Genomic DNA, 20,396 nt, shown 5'->3' with positions numbered 1-20,396 from the left:
GGCTCCATGGGTAAAAAGTATTGACTGTTGCGATTTTTCTGAGTGCTGGCCTGTGATTTCTTGGCCTGTCTATAGGAGATGTTCAGCGCTGCTTGGACGGCGCGGTTTCTCTCAAGCAAAGCGTCACCACGAACCCAACTGCCAGTGCGACCGCGGCCAGGTACATGATGTATTGAATGCCGTAGTTTTGCGCGACATACCCGGCAATGACGGGTGCGATGCCGCCGCCGAAAATCTCGCCGGTGCCGACCACGATGCCCGAGGCCGTTGACATCAGCTTGGCAGGCACCGACTCGGCACTGATCGGCCCCACCGTCAGGCAGATCATGCTGAAAACAAAAAAGAGCGTGACGAACAGGCTGGCAAACAAGCGATACGGCTCGGCCCCGGTATGCATGAGGAAATACAGACCGATCGCTGCGCCGATGACAGAAATAATCATGACCGGCTTGCGTCCAAGGCGATCGGACAGTGCTGGCATGACCAAGGTGCCCATCGTGCCGCCAAAACCAATCGCCGAGAGCACTAGGCCCATCTGTTCGAGCGACAGGTGCAGGTAGTCGATCAGGTAGTTCGGCAGCAAGGCGCTGAGCACCACCAGGCAGGTGAGCCAGCACAGCATCCCCAGCATGTTCAACGGAATGTTGCGGTACTTGAACACATCGCTCCACTTGTGCTCAGACGCATCATGGGTCGACGTGTGCAGTGCCGCGACCGTTGGCGTCGTGTTGCGTAGCACGCGGTACAGCAGGTACGCCACGATCAGGCCTGGAATCGAGACCATCGCGAAAATCCAGTGCCACTCGACCACCTTGAGCAACTGCGTGACGAGGATGGGCGCAATGCCCAGGCCGAACAACGGCAGCGCCGCCTGTTGAATCCCGATATTTAAGCCTTGCCGCGACGGCTTGGACGCATCGAGCGTTGCAACAATGCTGGGGGGCGTGTAGGCGCCTTCGGCAAAGCCGATCAGCGCGCGAATGGCCATCAGGCTGACGACACTGGTTGCCAGGCCGCTGAAGCCGGCCAGTAACGAGAAGACGATGATGGCCGGGATGATGACCTTGCGATGCCCGAGCCGGTCCGACAGGTTGCCCATGAACAATGCAGAGACGCCCCAGGCGACTGCCAAAATGCCGGTGATGTGGCCCAAATCCTGGTAATTGAGCTTGAGATCAGGCGCAATCACAGGAAAAAGCGGCAGCAGCATGAACCGGTCCATGCCGACCAAGCCAAAGGCCAGGCACAGGAGGGTGACGGCTTTCCATTCGTAGCTCACGTCCCAGCGGGACGTCGTGCCGATGCTCGGATTGATGTTGACATGCGTGTTCATGGTGATTAGTTGTTCAGGTGGTTTGTTGGAAAACGCAGCCCTCTTTTAGAGGACAGCGCGAGGCTTTCATCCAATAGGCGTGCTGCTGCGTGAGCGTGAAATGCAAGTCCGATCGCGCCCAGCGTGGGTGTCAAAGAGGAAACACCGCCTTGACCCACAGCGCGTTGCCCTGCACGCGGTTTTCCGACTTCATTTCCTTTTGCCACTTGACGGTCGCAAACCAGCCCTTGCCGCTGTCGTATTTCAAGGAGGGCCCGATGGCAAACGCCTTTGCCTTGCTGTTGGCCAGATCGACGCCGGCTTGCCTGTCGGTGGTGGTTTGCTGGTAGTAGTAGCCGCCGACACCGGCGGTCAAGCCATTGCCCAATCCCCAGCCGGCGGCATAATCAAAGTGAAATTCCTGCCCTGACCGGTAATCGGTGTCCTTGTTGCGCTGGTTGAAGAGGTAGCCCATCTTGATGTCGCCATTGAACCCCTGGGGATCGATGTAGCTCAGGATGTACAAAGGCTCGACAGCGTAGTAATTGCGTCCGATATTGGCCAGATCACCTTTGTTGTAGCCGCCCGTGGGCAGGTAGAAGTCGAGGCCGAGCAGGCTGTGCAGGTTGGGACTGTGGTGGTAGCCCAGTCCCGGGCCAGTGGTGAGGTCTCCAATGCCGGACTTCCTTTGTGAGTTGCCTGCGGCTGAAACCTTCAGATCAACCACCGGAAGCAGGGCGTGGAGCGAGAGGTCGCCGCCCAGAAATTTGGCGCCCGTCACCCAGATGAAGCGGGGCACCACCGCGTTGGCCGTGACCTTGAACCCGGGAACGTTCAAATTGTTGCCGTTGGCATCGTTCACGCGGTCCGCGCTGTAGTGGTTCGCGAACAGCATTCCATAAAACCCCGGAGGCGGCATGGCGCCTGCGCTGAAATTGTCTGCCCCGTTGGGATACAAGCTGCCGCCTCCCTCCGTCGCATGGCCTGTCATGCTCAAAGTGGCCAGCAGTCCAGCCAGAAGCGCAGGCACGCAGGTAAGTAATTTAGTGGTCATGAATGTCTCCCCAGAGTTGAAAAAATTGAAAAAATGCACTGTCGTGACGCTTGACTCTTTTGGATCCGAGCAGGCTCGCGCCGCACTGACCGGTGACCCATGTCCTCCGGCGGGCGCCTTCATTTGGGTTTCTTGTCTACGCTTGCCTTAAGCGCTTGCGGCTTCCTGCTCAGGCTGAGTGCCGAGGGTGACGCCATGGCGTCTCAAATCCTTGGCCAGGTCATCCACCAGTTGATTGATGTCGCTCGCTTTCGACGCCGCGCCATACAGGTAGAAGTCCGGCCGCACCAGCATGGCTTCGATGCCGTGCTGCGCCATGTACGGTATGAACTTGCCGTCCAGGTCCTCCCAGGCGCCCGGACCCGCTTCGGTGCCCGCTGCGCCAATGACAATGCGTTTAGCATCCAGCGCATCGAGGAAAGCGCGCTGCTTCTCGCCAAGCTCGGCCTCGACCGCAGCGCTCCTCGATACCAGCACGAAGCCCAGGCCGACGACCTCATCGAAGCGCCCTTGCCGATCGCCTGAGCGAACGGTCCCGTGCGGGCTGAGCAATCCGGCCGGTGCCTGCACCGCGCCATCAGGCCCGCGGCGCAAAATACCGTCGCTCAAGCTGGGGAAGGCGGGCGGCGGTGGCGCCTTGCCGCTGAAAAAGGCTTCGTCGCGCTGCGCCGCTTTTGCGGGATCGGCGATGCAAATCACTTTGCCAAGATACATTGACAAGTCAATCACGTCGCTGACATGGGGCCGGCGTTCGGGCTGGTAGGTGTCGAGCAAGTCGTCACTCGCCTGGCCGTCCAGCACGAGGTTGAGCTTCCACGCCAGGTTCCAATCGTCCCGCAGACCGGCGCACATGCCCTGGCCCATGAACGGCGGCATCACATGCGCGGCGTCGCCGGCGATCAGCATCCGGCCCTTGCGCCAGGTGTTGGCCAGCAGGGAGCGGAACGTGTAGACCTTGTGGCGCACGATGGTCGCTTGGTCGCGCGTCACCCACGGCGCAAGAAGTTCCCACGCAAAGTCTTCGTTCTCGATCTCTGCGGCGGTCTCGTGCGGCAGGCGCATGAACTCCCAGCGACGAAAGTACCGGCCGTCCTTGACACCGGCGGGCACGATCGTGGTGGGCCGCAGTGGGTTGCAGTATTGCGCGGCCGGTGGGACGTCGAGCGTGACGCCTTCGTGAGGCAACACGTCGATCACCAGCCAGTCGGCCTCAAAGCCCTTGTCTTCCTGAGTCGAGCCGATGGCGCGACGCACCAAGCTGTTCGCCCCGTCAGCGCCAATGAGGTATTTGCACCGTACCGTTCGGGTTTCACCCGTCTCGAAGTCGCGAACCACCAGCTGCGCGTAGTCAGCCGTCTGGGTTGCCTCCACGGCTTCCCAACCCAGGTTGAGCTCAACATTGGGACAAGCCTCGACGACGTCTTCGAACAGCTTTTCCAACGTCGGCTGGTGCACGAAGTTGACCTCCGGCCCGCCTGAAATCGATTCGGACTCCCAGTCAATGGCCAGCAACTCTTTCCAGTCAGCGTTGAACCAGCGGTACATGGGTCCGGAATGGCTGACTGCGGGAAGCTCCTTGCCCATGCCCAGCGCTGACAGCACGCGGTAAAGCTCGTGGTCGATGCACACCGCACGCGGCAGGGCAAACCGCACGCGCCAGCGCTCGAAAACGGCCACGCTGCGACCCTGGCGCGCCAGTGCAAGGGCCATGATTTCGCTGACCGGGCCATACCCGATCTGCACGACATCGTAAAAAGGAATGTTGTCTTGGCTCATGATGGTTGTCCTTGGCCGCCCGTTGCCGAGGCTGGCAGTTCGTGGTTGATGATGAAGTCGTTAGGCAGCGCGGGGCCCCAGACGTAGAGAGAGTCTTCGCCGGGGTGGTCTGCCGAGGGCCACTGGTCGCCAGCGTGGACGAAGTCGATGTCGTAGGAATACTCGGCATAACTGCCCCACGGATCGCGTACGTAGCGGAAATAGTTCGAGCCCAGCACGTGCCGGCCAACGCCCCAGCCCTGCTCGTAGCCAGCCTGCACCATCTGCTGCGTACCGATCCCGACAGCGTCGATGGAAGGAACGCACCAGCTGCTGTGGTGCAGCCCCAGGCCACCGGACTTGGCAAACGCGATCAGGTGATGGTCACTGCCGTGCGGGCTGTGCAAAAAGGCAATTACCGAGCCGGACTTGTCAGAAAGCCGCAAGCCCAGGATGTCCTCGTAAAACCGCACCGCCTGATCGACATCGGCGCTGAACAGCAGGATGTGCGAGAGGTACAGTGGTCGCACCGCCTGGGCCTTGCTGCGGCTGGGCGAGCGGCCCTGGTTGCGGCTTTGCAGCGGGAGCTCCCGCGGTGCCGGCTCCGAAGGCGATGATTTTTCTGCGACACGTAACTGCAGGGCCAGCCCGTCCGGCCCTTCGATCCATAGGCCGGCTTGGTCGGCCTGTGACGGTGGTACCGCCCGAGCGATTCCCTGCTGGGCAAGGCGTTGCACAAATCGCGCTTCATCAGCCCCATGAATGCCCAGGCTGAGCCACAAAAGGCGTTTGGTGACGCCTGGGAAAATGCGTGCCCATCGATGTGCATGGCCATGGGTGTACAAAGCCAGCGCACCGTTTTCGTCGCGCACATCCAGGCCAAAGCTGGTGTAGAAGTGCCGGGCTTGCTCCAAATCTGGCACGCTAAAGACAAATTCGTCGACAGAATGCACCGCAAGAAAGTCGGGGGGCGCGTGCTGGCCGGTAGCTTGAGTCATCGTTGTCTCCTGGTGATCCGGGCAAGGCTCCGCCCGCACCGCGACAATCGCGGCGTTTTTTGGTTGCTGTTTCAGGTTGGCTTGCGGGTTAGATGACCTGCTGACGCTGCGTGCCCAGCGGGCCGGCGCTCAGCGTCATCACATCACCACGACGCAGGAACACCGGGCTTGGCTTCATACCCAGGCCCACACCTTGTGGTGTACCGGTGATGACGAGATCGCCGGGCAGCAGCGTCATGAACTGGCTGAGATACGAGACGATCTCGGCCACCGGGAAGATCATGTCGGCCGTGTTGCTCTGCTGCCGCGTCTCGCCGTTGACGGCGAGCTCCAGCGGGATGCTCTGCGGATCGGGCAATTCGTCGCTGGTCACCAACCAAGGGCCGATGGGTCCAAAACCGTCAAAACTCTTTCCCTTGCCCCACTGGCCATTGCGCTTGATCTGCCAATCACGCTCGGACACGTCATTGGCCAGGCAGTAGCCGGCCACATGCGAGAGAGCTTGCGCGACAGACACTTTGCGGGCCAGCGTACCGATGACAAAACCCAGTTCGATTTCCCAGTCGCCGGCTACTGAGCCTTCGGGCAGCTCGACATCGTCGTTAGGGCCTGCGATGCAGGTAATCGCCTTCGTGAAGACAACGGGTTCCTTGGGAATTTCCAAGCCAGATTCTTCGGCATGCTTGCGGTAGTTCAGGCCAATGGCGACGAACTGGCGCGTGCCGGCCACCGGCGCGCCCAGGCGCGTGCCTTGCGCTACCTGCGGCATGCGCGACAAGTCGATCGCTCCCAAGGCCTGCAGCTTGGCTGGCGACATCCACTCGGGCGTGAAGTCAGAAATCAAGAGTGACAGGTCGCGAATCTGTCCATTGGCGTCGAGTGCGCCGGGTTTTTCCTGGCCTACGGGACCGTGACGTAGCAGCTTCATTTAATAGACTCCTTTGGTTGAATTAAACTGTTTGTATAAAATGAATTTTTAACCGATATGACGATTTCGTCAACATGACAAAAGGTATAAAATGGTAGGGGTTTCCCTTAGTACCCGGAAGTTGCCTGCTCCGCAGGGTGCACTGGCACGCTCTACAACAATCGCAAATGAAGACAGCGAAGAACCCGTTGCAGACCATCGCGTGCGGGTAGGGGCGCAACGTCGGGAAAAGACACGGCTTCGCCTTCTGGAGACCGCACTGACCGTCTTCAACGAAAAGGGACCGGACGTTGCTGTGATCGATGACTTCATTGCTGCTGCCGGTGTGTCGCGCGGCACGTTCTACAACCACTTCAAGACCACCAGCGAGCTCTTGTTTGCCCTTGCCACGGCCATGAGTGACGAGGTGCTGCAGATCGTTGACCCCTTGGTGCTGCACTACGACGATCCGATTCAGCGCTTTGCGGCAGGATCGCGCCTTTATATGCAGATGGCCTTGCGGTATCCCCTGTGGGGCAGCTTTATTACGCAAGTGGGCACACGCATCGCAACGCGGGGTCAATTGATCGATCTCTTCCTGACGCGCGACCTGGAGCTTGCGCACAAGAGCGGGCGGCTGTCGGTGGACAGCGTTCGCGTAGGCCGCGACCTTGTGCTGGGCGCCATTTTTTATGGCATCGAAACGATGTTGACGGAGCCGACCCGGAGCAACCACGCCGAGCAACTGGTGCGCAGCGTGCTCATCGGTCTGGGGTTAACGCCCACGGAAGCCGAAGCCATCGCCTTCATGCCGCTTGAAATGCCGGGAGCGGTGGAAGGGCCTATTTTTTCAAGGCTGAAAGCCAGCACGCCCAGCGCAAAACATTCGTGATCCATGCGATCAATTGACCATCAATTTCTGAAATCAATGATTGCAAATCATTGCGGTGTAAACGCCTGATGCACTTTTTATCCTGCTTGGCTGGCCTCAAAGGCGGATGGTGCCGGTAACTCCGCATTGGCCACGAACCATTCGGGCACGGCAGGGCCCCAGAGGTAAAAAGAGTCTTCCGGCGCGTAGTCGCCGGCAGTCCAGTCGCTGGCTGGCGAGACAAAGTCAATGTCAAAGGAATATTCAGCAAAGCTGCCCCACGGATCGCGCGCGTAGTAAAAATAGTTCGATCCCAGCACATGGCGCCCCACACCCCAGCCCTCGGTGAAACCGGCGGTTCGCATTTGCTCGCTGCCCTCGCCCACTTCGTCCAGGCTGCCGACGTCCCAACTGGTGTGGTGCAGGCCCGGACCGCCGGACTTGACGAAGGCCAGCAAATGGTGGTCGCTGCCATGCGGCGAGTGCATGAAGGCCACCAGGTCACCCGAGCGATCCGACAGCCGCAGGCCCAGCACCTCGTCGCAAAACCCCAGCATGCGCGCGACATCGGGCGTGAACAGCAGGACGTGCGACAGCCAGCGCGGAAAAACCCGGGCGCACTGGCTGCGCGCGTGTGCAGCAGCCGTCTGCCGCGCTGGTATGCGCACAGGATGGGCCGGGGTCTTGCAACTGGGAGACACCTTGTCGCAGACCAGCAGTTGCATCGGCATGCCGTCAGGGCTGCGCAGCCATAGGCCGGAGTCATCCATGGCCATCGGATGCGGCCCGCAGCCGATGCCCAGCGCCTGGATCTTTGCCTCGAAGGCAGGCCTGTCTTCGGCAAAAATCCCCATACTGACGTACTGCAGGGCCTTGGGCTGGCCGTTGGCGACCACCGTCATCCAGCAGTGGCTGTGCCCGTGGGTATACAGATCGATTCGCGGGCCGGCACGCTTCACATCCAGCCCGAAAGCCGTGTAGAACGCCTCGGCTGGTGCGATGTCGGGCACAGTGAACACGACTCGCTCGACGGAATGGACGGCGAAGGTGCCGGCGCGACGGGCGACAGGCAACCGGTCTTGACGCACTTGCATTTTCATTCTCCAAAGGGTTCAGGCGGCAAGCTGGTACAGGCCACCTTCTATTTCAACTTTGACGTCAGTCAGAACTTTACCGTCAGGCTGCCAGTGCTGTCTCTGAATTTGTTCAAAAATTGGTAGCGCGCCGTGAAAGGTTCGGGCTCTAGCGCGACGGTGGCACCCAGGCCCATGACATTGCCGCCGGCGCCTGAATACTCGGGCCAGACCGGCAGACCCGGCTGGTTGGGATTGCCGCTTTTGGCAAAGCTGGTCCAGTAGGAGGACATCGTGTCGGCCAGCGCCTGGTCCTGCGCGCCGGGCAGCACCGGTGCTGCTGCCGTTCCCTTGGGTACCAGATTTTGGAACACGTAGGGGACTTCCGAGACGTGGACGGCCAGCGGGGTGTAGGGCGAGGCCTGCTTGAAGTAGTAGCTGTACACCGGCGACTTTCCGGTGGCCTTCTGGACGACGCCCCAGGTCCAGGTCTGCAGTCCGATGATCAGGTCGCCCAGCAGCTGCACCGATGACTGCGCTGCCTGCGCGTCGGTTCCCGCTGGGTAAAACCCGAGCAGGCTGCTGACGTTGGACGCGCCAAACACCTTGGTCACGGCGGCGGTAAACCCGGTTGGGGTATTGGGCAGGGCGCGGCCGGGAACAGCGAAAATGTTGCCCTCAGCGACGTTTTGCCCGACCAGCAGCGGCACATCGTTTTGCCGGCCGGCAAAAAATCGGGCTGCGGGTTCTTCAGGCAGCACGTAACCATCCAGGCTGGGGCCGAAAGGCGGCGCGAACGGCGGCGCTGCAGCATTGGTCGCGCTGGCCAGCTGCAGCGCTGGCACGGCGCGAAGCGCGGCCAGGCTGGCAGCGCCCAGGGTCGTGCCCAGCGCCAGGCCTTTTTGTTCCGCGGTGACGCGTGACGGCAGCGGCCCGAACTCGCTTTCCCAAAACGCGCCGCTCTGGCCGATTGCTTTGTGAAACGTGCCTGCCGCCAGCGGCGATGCCGACAGCATGCCGACCGCGTGGGCGCCCGCGGATTCGCCGAACAGCGTGATGTTGGCTGGATCGCCGCCGAAAGACGCAATGTTGCTCTTGACCCATTGCAGCGCGGCCAGGTGGTCCTGCAGGCCATACATGCCCGAAGATTTACCGCCCGATTCAGCGGCCAGGTCAGGGCGTGCCAAGTGACCGAAAACACCCAGCCGGTAATTGAGCGAGACCACGACCACGCCTTTTTTGGCCAAATTATGGCCTTCCCAGCGGGGATCGCCCGAGGTGCCGAACTGAAACCCGCCACCATGCAGCCAGACCATGACTGGACGCCGCTCGCCCGATGTCCGGGCACCGCTCCACACGTTCAGGAAAAGGCAGTCTTCGCTGACTGTGGGATCGGCGACCACAGGCGCAGGCGTGCCGTTGGCCCAGCACTTGCTGCCGTATTGACGAGCGTCTCGCGTTCCTGTCCAGTTTGGCGCCGGCTGGGGCGCGCGCCACCGAAGGTCGCCGACAGGCGCTGCCGCATACGGAATACCCTTGAAATTCAGGATGCCTGCCGCATCGCGCTCATTGCCGACCAGGGTGCCATTGGCCACCCCTACCGTGCTGGTGAGCGACTGGGCCGCGTCGACCGGGTCTGACCCGCCTCCGCAGCCGGCCATGCCTAGAATGCTTAGTGCCAGGGCTGCTGCGGGTGCCCATTTTTTTGCCACTGGTTTCATTGTTTGTCTCTCGTTATTTTTCTATCGGGGAATCAGCGAACGGTGGCCGGATGGCGGCAACGCGCCTGATTTATTGCTCGTCCACCACCGGGTTGCGCAGGATGCCGAGGCCTTCGATTTCGACTTCACAGACATCGCCGTGCTTCATGAACAGCGGCGGCTTGCGCGCCAGGCCGACGCCCGACGGGGTGCCGGTGACGATCACGTCGCCAGGCTGCAGGCAGACCGCTTCGCTGAGCAGGCTGACCAGCGTGGCCACGTCAAAGATCAATGACGACGTCGAGGCGTCCTGCACGACGACGCCGTTGAGCCGGGTCTGGATCTTCAGACCCGCCGCGCCGGGCGGCAGCTCGTCGCTGGTGACAAAGTGCGGGCCAAACGGGCCAGTGTCGTCAAAGTTCTTGCCGATCGTCCACTGCGCGGACTTGAACTGGTAGTCGCGGATCGATGCGTCATTGCAGATCGAATAACCCGCCACGTGGTCGAGCGCCTGCTCCTTGGTGATGTAGCGCCCGGCCTTGCCGATGACGGCGACGAGTTCACCTTCGTAGTCCAGCTGCGTCGAGACTTTGGGGCGCACGATAGGCTCGCCGTGGCCGGTCATGCTGGCGGCAAAGCGCGAAAAAATCGCCGGGTAGGTCGGCACGGCAAACCCGCTTTCGACCGAATGGTCCACATAGTTCAGGCCGATGCAGAAAATGCGGCCCGGGTTTTCCAGTGGCGGCAAGTAGGTGATTGTGTCCAGGTCAATCACCGGCCCCTGGCGCAGCGCCTCGGCGGCCTCTTGAAGCGCTTGCGGCCCCTGGGCCAGCAAGGACTGCAGGTCGCCCGGAAAGCCCGCGTCGGAGCTGAAAAGGCCCCTGAATTGCGCGCCGTCGGCCACGGCCATGCCTGGCTGGCTACCCTGTTTGAAATTTAAAAAACGCATGTCGATGCTTTCAGTGTTGGGTCGTTAAAAAGATTTACGCGGCGATGGGCTGCAGGGCCGGAAGGCTTTCCCGGGCGCAGGCCATCGCCAGCAAGGCATGGGCATCGGCGCTGGCATCTCCGCGCCACGCCACATGGTGGTCGGGCCGGACCAGCACCCGGTCGGCGCCGTACAGGTCTCTAGCGTCCAGGCTGGCGCAGTACACCAGTGCCAGCGGCACATTCATGGCGGCGGCAGCAGCCTGCCAGGCAAGGGCATCGGCGGGCGGGGCATTGTGGTCACTGGCGGTAAAACACAGCAGGGTGTAATCGCGCCCAAACAGGTCGAAGATGGAGGCGCCGTCCAGCCAGATATGCGGTGCGCGCGCGCCAGGGCGCGCCGAAGGAAGGTAGTGATTGGGCTCATCAAGCGTTGGCGCGCCCGCTTCGCTCGCCACAATGGGGCTGCCCTCGTAGCGCAGGCCCAGCTGCAGGCCAGGAATGTTGAATTCGTTGCGCACATGCCGGTGCAGGGCATCACCGAGCTGCTGGCGCACGCGTTCGGCATCAAGGCCCTCGGCATCGACATTGGGCGGCACCTTGATGCCGCCGATGCTGTCGGCCATGGCGCGGGCGAACGTGGTGTTGCGCTGCGCGATGGGCTTGCGCTCGGCCTCGTACGAGTCGAGCAGTTCCTCGCCGGCCCAGCCCTTGACCACGGCCGCCAGCTTCCAGCCCAGGTTGACCGCATCGTCCACGCTGGTGTTGTAACCCATGCCGCCGGTGGGCGTGAACAGGTGCGCGGCATCACCGGCGATGAAGGCGCGGCCTTTGGAGAACTGGTCCGCCACCAGCGTGAACCCGGCATGCCAGGGGCCGACGGCGATCAGCTCGAACGCGAATTCACGGCCGATGGCCGCGAACATCGCGGCCCGGAAGTCCACCGATTCGGGCGTTTGCCCGGCGCTGAGCTGCAGGCAGAACAAAAACTGGTCCACGCCGTCAATGGCGATCAGCAGGCCGCGCTGCACCGCGTTGACGGCCCAGTATTGCCAGGCTTTCTCCTTGCCCAGCACCTGGTAGAGCGTGCTGGAGGTGAAATACACCGACAGCATCTGCCCGCCGAAAAACTCGCGCGCTTCGTCGCTCTGGCCGCTGTAGCGAATGCCGCAGGTCTTGCGCACCAAGCTGCGCGGGCCGTCGCAGCCCACGACGTAGCGCGCGCTCAAGGTCAGCGCTTCGCCGCTTTCGGCATGCCGGGACACAATGCTGACCTGTTGGTCATCCATTGCCATCGACTCGGCCTGCCAGCCGAGCATCAGCTTGACGCTGTCATATTGCCCAGCCTGCGCGCGCAGCACGGGCTCGATGAACATCTGCTGGCCCCGGTGCGGCAGCTCAGGCGTGGGCCAGGATTCCTCGCCGTAGTCGCCAAAGGATGTCCGGTTCAGGGCCTCAGTGCGCGAAGGAATTGAAAATCGCGTCAGTTCCCTGCCCGCCAGTGTGGTGCAGTACACCACGTCCTGGGGGTGGTCAGCGGCCAGGCCCAGCGAGCGAATCTGCTGGGCAAAGCCGCGGCGGCGGTAATGCTCCATGGTGCGTGACGAGGTGGCATTGGCCTTGGGGAAATCCGGCGCGGCAATGTCTTCCTCGAGCAGCACGCAGTCCACGCCCCGGCAACCCAGTTCAATGGCCAGCATCAGGCCGGCTGGCCCGCCGCCGATGATGGCGACATCAGTTGTTTGTTTCATGGCCTGGCTCCTGTTGTCAGTCAACGCTGGCGGCGGTGCGCTTGACCATGGCCGCATAGACCATGGCATCGCTGTCGATCAGGCTGGCGAGCGCTGCGGGCGTGGTCGGGTCCGGCACGAAGCCGAAGTTCGCGAATTTTTCAGCCACGTCAGGCTGCCTGAGCGCATCGTTTAGGCTCTGGTTCAGTGTGGTGATAACGGCTGCAGGCGTTCCCTTGGGTGCCATCAAGGCCACCCAGGTGCGCGCCTTGACACCCTTCGGGCCGCCCGACTCTTCCAGCGTCGGCACGTTGGGCAGGCTGGGGGAACGGGCGTCGTCGGCCACGGCGATGAAGCGCACCTTGCCCGCCTTGAGCAGCGGGCCGGCGCTGGCCATGCTGCCCATGGCCCAGTCGATCTCGCCGGTGGACACGGCAATGTAGAGCTGCGAGATTTCCTTGTAGGGCACATGCGTCATCTTGGTGCCGCTGGCAGCCTCTAACTGCGCGGCGCCCAGGTGCAGCGGACCGCCGATCGAGTTCGAACCGTAGGTGACCTTGCCCGGGGTGGCGGCGGCAGCAATCAGGTCCTTGACCGTGCGGATCGGACTGTTGGCTGCCACCACGACGAAGAACGAGGTGCGGTACACCCCACCCACCGGAACGAAATCGGCCTTCGGGTCATAGGGGAGTTTCTTGAACAGCGAGGGGCTGATGGACAGATGGCCCACGTCGGCGATCAGCAGGTCGTGGCCGGTGGGCGCCGCCTGTTTGACCGCGCCGATGGCCAGAAAACCGTTGGCGCCCGGCCGGGCATCGACCACGACGCCCTGCTTCCAGCCGGCGGTCAGCTTTTCCCCGACGATGCGAGCCACCACATCGGGGCCGCTGCCCGCCGGAAACGGGGAAATGATGCGCACCGGCTGGGCGGGAAAGGACTGCGCCCAGCCCGGGTTGGCCAGCAGGCTCAGGCCCATGCCGGCGGCCAGAAAAGTGAATGATCGACGTTTCATTTTGTCTCCAGTAATTGACTACCACTTAGCAATGTGGCGATTATTGATGTCGATCAACAAAACAATAAGCATGCAAAATGGTACTTTTGATACCTGATAGGCATCACTTATGAAATTACACCAACTGCGCAATCTGGTCGCCGTGGCCGACGCCAGCAGCATCCGGGCTGCGGCGCGCGCGCAAGGCTTGGCGCAGCCGGCCATCACGCGGGGCCTGCGCGATCTGGAAAAAGAACTCGGCGTTCCCCTGCTGGAGCGGCACGGCAAGGGCGTGTCGCTCAGCGTCTATGGCCAGGCCTTCGTCATGCGCGCCCGCTCCATCCTGAACGATGTCGAGCGCGGGCGGCAGGAAATCGAGCAGCTCAAGGGCGGTGTCGCCGGCAAGGTCAGCGCCGGGCTGTCGAGCGCAGTGTTTTTGTCGCTGGTGCCGCAGGTGTATCCGGCTTTTCGCAAGAATTTTCCGGATGCGCAGGTGAGCCTGACGGAAGGGCTTTTCCCGGCGCTGGAGCCCCAGCTCAGAAATGGCAGCCTCGACTTTTACATTGGGCCGCAGCCCCTGGGCGAGCTGGACCATTCCTATGCCGTGCAGCTGCTGTTTCGCAACAAGCGGGTGGTGGTGGGCCGCCGTGGCCATCCGCTGGCCGGTGTGCGCAGCTTGCGCGGGCTGATCGATGCCGAGTGGATCATGACGGGCCTGCGCCAGCCGGTGGAGATCGAATTCGAAGAGCAGTTCGCGTTGCATGGTCTGCCAGCGCCCCGGTCGGTCACGCAAACACTGACCACGCTGCCGGTAGTGGCCTTGCTGACATCGACCGACGCACTGGCATTCTTGCCGCAGCAGTGGGTGAGCAGCGCCATCTTCAAAACCTCCCTGCAGGAAATCCCGGTGGCCGAAGCGCTGGCCGGTCCCGACATTGTGCTGATCCGGCGCAACGCCCTGCCCTTGACACCACTGGCCGAAAAGCTGGCGACCTTGTTTGAACGGGCCTCCGGGAAGCCGTATGAAGGTCATCAATTGGTCAGTGCTATGGCTCAGAACTTGTGAGAGTTGAGCTGCTGGCTAGGCATTGGTGCCAAGCGACCAGCATCACTTCTTGCGCCAAAAACGGTTTTTATCGTTAGTTGAAGAGGCGAGAAAAAGCCAGCGAGATCTGGCTCCATGCTTTATCTTTCTTCATGTCCCAAAAGAGGACATGAATTTATGGATGCATCACTTTATCGTCTAAGCTTTGGTAAGCAATGCGCTGGCATCGTGTCAGCAATAACAGCTTGCAATCCTCAGAAGTTGGAAACTTCGCGCAGCAACCGTTACCTTGGGTTCGAACGGTTTGCCTCGGTGACTTGATCGGCGGTGGACCAATTGGTAGTTTTACACAAAAGGCTTTCCCGCTGCGCGTTGCAACAGCACCGCAAAGCGCTCTGCAACGGGCGTCAGCGGCACAGAGCTTCTGGCAATCAAGACAATGTCAGGCGCACGCAATTTTTCTTCAATAAGTATTGGCGCCAGCACCCCCTTGAACAGGGGTAGATTTGTCCACTGCCTCGGCAGCAGTACCAGCGCATCGGTACTGCTCATCACCATCAAAAGACCGACCATGGATTCGATCCGGGTGCGCGAGTGCGGGGCAGCCAGGTCAAACGCCGAGAAAAGCTCTTCGAACTCCGCCTCTTCTTTTTCGCGCAAACCGGTCATGATCCAATCGGCCTGGATGAGTTGCTTCAGGCTGCGCGCACTGCTCAGCGGGTGGCCCTGGCGCGCGACCACCACACGTTCGTTGTGAAAGAAAAACTCCGAGCGCAGTTCACGCGGCATGTGCACCGGCTTGGCGCCAACATAAAAGTCCAACTGGCCGTCGAGCAGTCGTGATTCCACGGTGGGAAATACCGCTTCAATCAGCCGCAAATGCACCCTGGGATAACCAAGGCGAAACGCACTGATTGCCGGTGCCGCAAGGGCCAGCATGGCTGCAGCTGAGAGTGCCGCCACGACCGTGCCCTCGCCGGATCCACCGAGTTGCCCCACTTCCTCAGAGGCGCGCTGCACCTCGGACACGGCGCTTTGCGCACGCACCAGAAAGCGTTTGCCGACTTCGGTCAGCACCACGCCGCGCGCGTGCCTTTCAACCAAAGAGGCGTTGAGCTCCTTCTCCAGCTCGCGCAGGCTGCGCGTCACAGCCGGCTGGGCGAGCCCTAGTGCGCGCGCGGCAGACCGCACGCTTTGATGCTGGGCAATGGCAACGAAATGACGCAGGTGATGAAGTTTAAGGTTAGCTGTCATACGGTAATTTCTCAATGATAAGGTGATAACAAAAATATAGCTCTGGAATTTTTTTGCTATCTTTTGTTTTCATTGAATGATTTTTAAGATGCGGCATCGCTGGTTCTATAAAACGCAGGAGATAGGCGCATCGTGACAAATCAAACCTTATTGAGACAAGCTGTTGCCATCGTGGGGGGCGGCCCTAGCGGGCTGATGCTCGCCATCGAACTGGGTTGCCGGGGCGTGCCCTGCGTGCTGATTGAGGCACAGAGCGAAGCGCCTTCAGTACCGAAAGCCAACGCAACTTCCTCGCGCACCATGGAGCATTACCGCCGCAGGGGTTTTGCAGGCCGTGTGCGTCAGGTGGGTATGACGAAAGACCATCCTCAGGACGTGCTGTACTGCACCCGGCTGACGGGTCATGAAATCGCGCGTTTCCGGATTCCTTCGCGTGCGCAGGCTACCGAGCGCAGCGACTTTGGCGATTACGGAGAAGCCGCCTGGCCTACGCCAGAGTTGCCGCACCGCGCCCAGCAGATGTACATCGAGCGCATCCTGCGCGAAGAGGTGTCTCGCTACCCCAGCGTGGTAACGCGCTATGGCTGGCAGGTCATGTCAGTGGCTGATACGGCAGAGGGTACGGTTGTCACCGCTTGTGAAGTGGCGGGCAAAAGCACATTAACAATAAATGCTGACTATGCTGTGGGATGCGACGGGCCCCGCAGTCTGGTGCGCGAGGCCATGCAGGTCGGCTACCAAGGCGCCAGCCAGGCGCAGCGCGAATTCTTCGGCGGCCAGATGATGACGTTTCACTTCCGGTCGGCAGACCTGTACCAACGCCTGGCACAGGGACCTTTGCAGCGCCCGGCCTGGCAGTCCTGGATCGTCAACTGCGAGATGCGCGGCATTTTGGTGACCATCAATGGCGTGGACGAGTTCGCCATTGGCATTCAACTCAAGCCAGGCCAGTCGGCCGACAGCATCAATCCGGACGAGGTGTTTCGCACGCTGTCCGGGGGGCCGGTTTTTCAATACGAGATGCTTCACAGCGGAACCTGGACCGCCGGCTACATGCTGGTGGCCGAGGCCTTTCGGCGTGGCCGCCTCTTCATTGCGGGGGATGCGGCCCACTTGTTCACCCCCACCGGCGGCATGGGCTACAACACCAGTGTCGATGACGCGGTGAACCTGGGCTGGAAACTGGCCGCCGTCACCCAGGGCTGGGCGCCGGACGCATTGCTCGACAGCTACCACGCCGAACGCCACCCGATGGCCGAGCGCAATACCCGGTTTGCGCACCGCATGGCTGACAGCATCGGCCAGCTGGTCATGCCGCCCGAGCTCGAAGCCGGCACGCCCGAAGGCGAGCAGGCGCGCAAGACGCTGGGGCAAACACTGCTTAAGCATGTGGCAGATGAATTCAACATTCCGGGCCTTCAGCTGGGTGTGCGGTATGCAAGTGCCATCGTCGCCCATGAAGCTGGCGAACCGCCCCTTGACAGCCCGAATACCTACGTAGCCAGTGGCTACCCCGGCGCGCGCGCTCCCCACTTGCCTGATCAACAAGCGGATATGCCGCAAGGCAGCTCGTTGCTGGACCTGTTCGGCACTGGCTTTACCCTGTTGAGCACGGTGGAGCTGGCACCTGCAGCACAGACTGATTGGTCGAGTGCTGCGGCCGCATTGGGCGTTCCGCTTGAGAAGGTGATACGCACCGATGCGGCTGTGCGTGATTTGTATGGCGCCGAACTGGTGCTGATCCGTCCTGACCACCACATCGCGTGGCGCGGCCCGGCCAGCTCGGGCCCCTTGCCTGTGCTGCGCCTTGTCACCGGTCTTTTTCCTAGGAGTTAAGCCATGCCTGTTATTGCCGTTGAAGACATTGCCTATGTGCGCTTTGAAGCGCCTGATCTTGAGCTGATGGAGCGTTTTCTCATCGACTTCGGTCTGGTGCGGGCGGCCCGCACTGCCGACACGCTGTACATGCGTGGCAAGGGCTCCGCTCCCTATGTGCATATCACCCACCAGGGGCCAACGGCCAGGGGAATCGGCTTGGGGTTGCGCGCGCAAAGCAGCGCGGACCTGCAGCGCCTGGCAGACCACCTGGGCACCGGGGTCGAAGACAGCCCTGAGCCGGCAGGCGGACAGGTGGTGCGCTGCACCGATCCGGCCGGTTTTCGCGTCGAGGTGCTGTGCGGACAAACCCTTGCCGAGCCGCTGGCGGTGCGGCCGTCGCATCAACTCAATGCGGCCGATGTCCGCCGGCGCCCCCAAGGGGCAGTTCGCACGGCCGGCGGGCCTTCGCAGGTGATGCGTCTGGGCCATGCGGTTTTATTTGTCCCGGATTTCGAGCCGGTGTTCGACTTCTATCACCAGGTGCTGGGCCTTAGGATTTCCGACTCATTGCATATGCAGGATCCGGAAAAGACCACCTTCGCGTTTTTGCACTGCGGTCTGGGCGCGCGCTACACCGACCACCACACGCTTGCCCTGGGCACGCCGCCGGGCGGGATTGAAAGCGCCCGCTTCGATCACGTGGCTTACGAGGTGCTGGACCTGGAAGACCTGCAGGCGGGCCATGCCCACCTCAAGGCGGGTGGCTGGCGCCACAGCTGGGGTGTCGGGCGTCATGTGCTGGGCAGCCAGCTGTTTGACTACTGGCGCGACCCGTTTGGCCACAAGGTGGAGCACTGGACCGATGGCGATTTGGTGAACGACCAGCACCAGCCCAGCCACGGCCCTCTCCAACTCGAAGGCCTGTCGCAATGGGCACCGCCGCTGACCCCTGAATTTTTCGAATAACGATACCTTTTTGGAGACACCATGAAACTTGTAACCTACCGCCGTGGCGAGCGCACCTCTATTGGAAAAGTAGTGGGCGACCAGGTCCTGGACCTGCCCGCATCCGACGCTGGTTTGCCGTCCACCATGATGGAGCTGCTCGCCGCAGGCAGCGAAGCATTGAAACGCGCTCAGGCCATTTCCCCCGGGCAGGGCATTGCTTACCCGCTCGCTGAGGTGCGGCTTTTGGCACCGGTGCCCAACCCGCGCAAGTTTTTGGCCATTGGCATGAACTACCGCAAGCATGTTGAAGAAGCCCTTCGCGCTGGCATGAAAGTGCCTGAGGTACAGATCTGGTTCAACAAACAAGTCACCTGCGTCAACGGCCCGACAGGCGACGTGCACATGCCGCGCGTGTCGGACCAGCTCGACTATGAGGTGGAGCTGTGCGTGGTGATTGGCCAGCGCTGCCGCCATGTGAGCGCAGCCAACGCGCGCCAGGTCATCGCCGGCTACATGGTCTGCAACGACGTCACGGTGCGCGACTGGCAATTGCGCTCGCCCACCATGACGATAGGCAAATCGTTCGACACCTCAGGGCCAACCGGACCGTGGATCGTGACCGATGACGAGGTGCTTGATCCGCACGCGCTGAACATGCGCATGTATATCAACGACGAGTTGCGTCAGCAGGAAAGCACGGCAGGCATGGTCTACAACATCTATCAGCAGATCGAGCACCTGTCGGCTGCCTTCACGCTGGAGCCTGGCGACCTGATTGCCACAGGAACGCCGTCAGGCGTCGGCATTGCCATGCAGCCTGCGCGTTTTCTGAAAGTGGGTGACGTGATGCGTGCGGAAATTGACGGTATCGGCCAGATCGAGAACCGTGTCGTGGCTGAGCCCGAAAACATCTGAAAGGAAACTACACCATGGCACGCAAAGTCATCATTACCTGCGCCATCACCGGCTCCATCCACACGCCGAGCATGTCGCCGCACCTGCCCATCACGCCGGCGCAAATTGCCGAGCAGGCCATTGCCGCCGCCCAGGCCGGCGCGGCGGTGCTGCATCTGCATGCGCGCAACCCGCTCGACGGCCGGCCCGCCTTCGACCCGGCCATCTACCGCCAGTTCCTCGAACCTATCCATGCGCAGACCGACGCGGTGCTCAACATCACCACGGGCGGCTCCCATACCATGACCTTGGACCAGCGTTTGGCCGGCGCGCTCGACGTCTTGCCGGAGATGGCTTCTTGCAATATGGGCTCAATGAATTTTGGCTTTTTCCCGATACTGGAAAAAATCAAGACGTGGCAGCATGCGTGGGAGCCGGAGTTCCTGGAGGGTTCGCGCAACGGGATTTTCCGCAACACCTTCGGCGACATCGAGCAGTTGTTCGAGCGTCTGGCCAAGCCGCACGGCACCCGGTTTGAATTCGAGTGCTACGACGTGGGCCACCTGTACACGCTGCACCATTTCGTGCAGCGCGGCTTTGTCAAGCGGCCATTCATCCAGTTCGTACTGGGCGTGCTGGGCGGTATCGGCGCCGATCCAGAGAACCTCACGCACATGAAGCACATCGCCGACAAACTGTTCGGCGCCGACTACGACTGGTCAGTGCTGGGCGCTGGCCGCCGGCAGATGGGACTGGTCACGCAGGCGGCGTTAATGGGCGGCAATGTGCGCGTCGGGCTGGAGGATTCGCTCTACCTCAAACCCAATGAAATGGCGACCAGCAATGCCCAGCAGGTGCAGCTGATTCGCGGGGTGCTCGAAGCCCTGGGGATGGAAATTGCCACGCCTTCCGAGGCGCGCGCGATGCTGGGCTTGAAGGGAAGGGAGGGGTTGAACATGCCTGCGGCATTGACGACCAGCGATCACCAAGTTAAGGCCGGGGTATTGGTTGGCGCCAAATAAATATCGTCCAGTTTCTGGAGTGGATTTTTCGTCAGGTTAATGGAATTAACTTGCAATTAATAAACCGGCAATCGTTGCGCCGGAATAATTGTGCTAT

Annotated in this window: 17 protein-coding genes; 6 read left to right on the top strand and 11 right to left on the bottom strand. The window is 61.5% G+C overall.

The window, feature by feature from the left end; translation table 11 throughout:
• Positions 1–82: 82 nt before the first annotated feature.
• The 5 genes from EC86_RS0122515 to EC86_RS0122495 form a co-directional block, all read right to left on the bottom strand.
• Positions 83–1,333 (bottom strand): MFS transporter, encoded by a 1,251-nt coding sequence (locus tag EC86_RS0122515; protein ID WP_051676281.1) that lies wholly within the window; start codon positions 1,331–1,333, stop codon positions 83–85.
• A gap of 130 nt (positions 1,334–1,463) precedes the next feature.
• Positions 1,464–2,366, bottom strand: a complete 903-nt coding sequence (locus EC86_RS0122510; RefSeq protein ID WP_029528090.1) for a SphA family protein — start codon at positions 2,364–2,366, stop codon at positions 1,464–1,466.
• A 147-nt stretch (positions 2,367–2,513) separates the two neighbouring features.
• Positions 2,514–4,142: a bifunctional 3-(3-hydroxy-phenyl)propionate/3-hydroxycinnamic acid hydroxylase MhpA gene (gene mhpA, locus EC86_RS0122505; protein ID WP_029528089.1), complete on the bottom strand. Its 1,629-nt coding sequence runs from the start codon at positions 4,140–4,142 to the stop codon at positions 2,514–2,516.
• Positions 4,139–5,119 carry a VOC family protein gene (locus tag EC86_RS0122500; RefSeq protein WP_029528088.1) on the bottom strand — a complete coding sequence of 327 codons (981 nt, stop codon included), beginning with the start codon at positions 5,117–5,119 and terminating at the stop codon, positions 4,139–4,141. The genes mhpA and EC86_RS0122500 overlap by 4 nt, the downstream gene beginning before the upstream one ends.
• An 88-nt stretch (positions 5,120–5,207) precedes the next feature.
• On the bottom strand, positions 5,208–6,047 hold the full coding sequence (locus EC86_RS0122495; protein ID WP_029528087.1) for a fumarylacetoacetate hydrolase family protein: 840 nt from the start codon (positions 6,045–6,047) through the stop codon (positions 5,208–5,210).
• 91 nt (positions 6,048–6,138) lie between these two features.
• Between EC86_RS0122495 and EC86_RS0122490 the strand changes: the two genes are divergently transcribed.
• The gene (locus tag EC86_RS0122490) at positions 6,139–6,918 is read left to right on the top strand and encodes a TetR/AcrR family transcriptional regulator (RefSeq protein WP_084181690.1); all 780 of its coding nucleotides are present in this window, start codon (positions 6,139–6,141) and stop codon (positions 6,916–6,918) included.
• A gap of 77 nt (positions 6,919–6,995) precedes the next feature.
• Here the strand turns inward: EC86_RS0122490 and EC86_RS0122485 are convergent, their stop codons facing one another.
• From EC86_RS0122485 to EC86_RS0122465, 5 genes are all read right to left on the bottom strand, one after another.
• A complete protein-coding gene (locus EC86_RS0122485) occupies positions 6,996–7,991 on the bottom strand; it encodes a VOC family protein (RefSeq protein ID WP_029528085.1) in 996 nt (331 codons plus the stop codon).
• A 68-nt stretch (positions 7,992–8,059) separates the two neighbouring features.
• A complete protein-coding gene (locus tag EC86_RS0122480) occupies positions 8,060–9,691 on the bottom strand; it encodes a carboxylesterase/lipase family protein (RefSeq protein ID WP_198026881.1) in 1,632 nt (543 codons plus the stop codon).
• 70 nt (positions 9,692–9,761) lie between these two features.
• Positions 9,762–10,619 (bottom strand): fumarylacetoacetate hydrolase family protein, encoded by an 858-nt coding sequence (locus EC86_RS0122475; RefSeq protein ID WP_029528083.1) that lies wholly within the window; start codon positions 10,617–10,619, stop codon positions 9,762–9,764.
• Between the two features lie 34 nt (positions 10,620–10,653).
• The gene (locus EC86_RS0122470) at positions 10,654–12,348 is read right to left on the bottom strand and encodes an FAD-dependent monooxygenase (protein WP_084181687.1); all 1,695 of its coding nucleotides are present in this window, start codon (positions 12,346–12,348) and stop codon (positions 10,654–10,656) included.
• A 16-nt stretch (positions 12,349–12,364) separates the two neighbouring features.
• Positions 12,365–13,339 (bottom strand): Bug family tripartite tricarboxylate transporter substrate binding protein, encoded by a 975-nt coding sequence (locus EC86_RS0122465; protein WP_029528081.1) that lies wholly within the window; start codon positions 13,337–13,339, stop codon positions 12,365–12,367.
• A gap of 109 nt (positions 13,340–13,448) precedes the next feature.
• On the opposite strand from EC86_RS0122465, the gene EC86_RS0122460 reads away from it, so the two are divergent.
• Entirely contained in the window at positions 13,449–14,384 is a 936-nt protein-coding gene (locus EC86_RS0122460) for a LysR substrate-binding domain-containing protein (protein ID WP_051676279.1), read from the top strand.
• Positions 14,385–14,708: 324 nt separating this feature from the next.
• Here the strand turns inward: EC86_RS0122460 and EC86_RS0122455 are convergent, their stop codons facing one another.
• Positions 14,709–15,632, bottom strand: coding sequence for a LysR substrate-binding domain-containing protein (locus EC86_RS0122455; protein WP_232230015.1), 924 nt, complete (start codon positions 15,630–15,632; stop codon positions 14,709–14,711).
• A gap of 117 nt (positions 15,633–15,749) precedes the next feature.
• Here EC86_RS0122455 and EC86_RS0122450 point away from each other — a divergent pair, with 117 nt between their 5' ends.
• From EC86_RS0122450 to EC86_RS0122435, 4 genes are read left to right on the top strand one after another with little or no spacing between them, the layout of a single operon-like run.
• A complete protein-coding gene (locus EC86_RS0122450) occupies positions 15,750–17,453 on the top strand; it encodes an FAD-dependent monooxygenase (RefSeq protein WP_232230014.1) in 1,704 nt (567 codons plus the stop codon).
• 3 nt (positions 17,454–17,456) lie between these two features.
• Positions 17,457–18,401, top strand: coding sequence for a VOC family protein (locus tag EC86_RS0122445; protein ID WP_029528077.1), 945 nt, complete (start codon positions 17,457–17,459; stop codon positions 18,399–18,401).
• A gap of 21 nt (positions 18,402–18,422) precedes the next feature.
• The gene (locus EC86_RS0122440; protein ID WP_029528076.1) at positions 18,423–19,298 is read left to right on the top strand and encodes a fumarylacetoacetate hydrolase family protein; all 876 of its coding nucleotides are present in this window, start codon (positions 18,423–18,425) and stop codon (positions 19,296–19,298) included.
• A 14-nt stretch (positions 19,299–19,312) separates the two neighbouring features.
• Complete coding sequence (locus EC86_RS0122435) at positions 19,313–20,299, top strand: 3,5-dioxohexanoate:acetyl-CoA acetone transferase (RefSeq protein WP_084181686.1); 987 nt, start codon at positions 19,313–19,315, stop codon at positions 20,297–20,299.
• The last annotated feature ends 97 nt before the right edge of the window (positions 20,300–20,396 follow it).

The organism is Polaromonas glacialis, from assembly GCF_000709345.1.
In the GTDB taxonomy this organism is placed as follows: domain Bacteria; phylum Pseudomonadota; class Gammaproteobacteria; order Burkholderiales; family Burkholderiaceae_C; genus Polaromonas; species Polaromonas glacialis.
This window is presented reverse-complemented; position numbering and strand designations above follow the sequence as displayed.

Bases quoted from the DNA above. Each gene is read 5' to 3' on its own strand.
- EC86_RS0122440 (WP_029528076.1), top strand. From the start codon at position 18,423: ATGAAACTTGTAACCTACCGCCGTGGCGAGCGCACCTCTATTGGAAAA.
- EC86_RS0122485 (WP_029528085.1), bottom strand. From the start codon at position 7,991: ATGCAAGTGCGTCAAGACCGGTTGCCTGTCGCCCGTCGCGCCGGCACC.
- EC86_RS0122510 (WP_029528090.1), bottom strand. From the start codon at position 2,366: ATGACCACTAAATTACTTACCTGCGTGCCTGCGCTTCTGGCTGGACTG.
- EC86_RS0122515 (WP_051676281.1), bottom strand. From the start codon at position 1,333: ATGAACACGCATGTCAACATCAATCCGAGCATCGGCACGACGTCCCGC.
- EC86_RS0122460 (WP_051676279.1), top strand. From the start codon at position 13,449: ATGAAATTACACCAACTGCGCAATCTGGTCGCCGTGGCCGACGCCAGC.
- EC86_RS0122475 (WP_029528083.1), bottom strand. From the start codon at position 10,619: ATGCGTTTTTTAAATTTCAAACAGGGTAGCCAGCCAGGCATGGCCGTG.
- EC86_RS0122445 (WP_029528077.1), top strand. From the start codon at position 17,457: ATGCCTGTTATTGCCGTTGAAGACATTGCCTATGTGCGCTTTGAAGCG.
- EC86_RS0122480 (WP_198026881.1), bottom strand. From the start codon at position 9,691: ATGAAACCAGTGGCAAAAAAATGGGCACCCGCAGCAGCCCTGGCACTA.
- EC86_RS0122500 (WP_029528088.1), bottom strand. From the start codon at position 5,119: ATGACTCAAGCTACCGGCCAGCACGCGCCCCCCGACTTTCTTGCGGTG.
- EC86_RS0122490 (WP_084181690.1), top strand. From the start codon at position 6,139: ATGGTAGGGGTTTCCCTTAGTACCCGGAAGTTGCCTGCTCCGCAGGGT.
- EC86_RS0122495 (WP_029528087.1), bottom strand. From the start codon at position 6,047: ATGAAGCTGCTACGTCACGGTCCCGTAGGCCAGGAAAAACCCGGCGCA.
- EC86_RS0122435 (WP_084181686.1), top strand. From the start codon at position 19,313: ATGGCACGCAAAGTCATCATTACCTGCGCCATCACCGGCTCCATCCAC.
- mhpA (WP_029528089.1), bottom strand. From the start codon at position 4,142: ATGAGCCAAGACAACATTCCTTTTTACGATGTCGTGCAGATCGGGTAT.
- EC86_RS0122465 (WP_029528081.1), bottom strand. From the start codon at position 13,339: ATGAAACGTCGATCATTCACTTTTCTGGCCGCCGGCATGGGCCTGAGC.
- EC86_RS0122470 (WP_084181687.1), bottom strand. From the start codon at position 12,348: ATGAAACAAACAACTGATGTCGCCATCATCGGCGGCGGGCCAGCCGGC.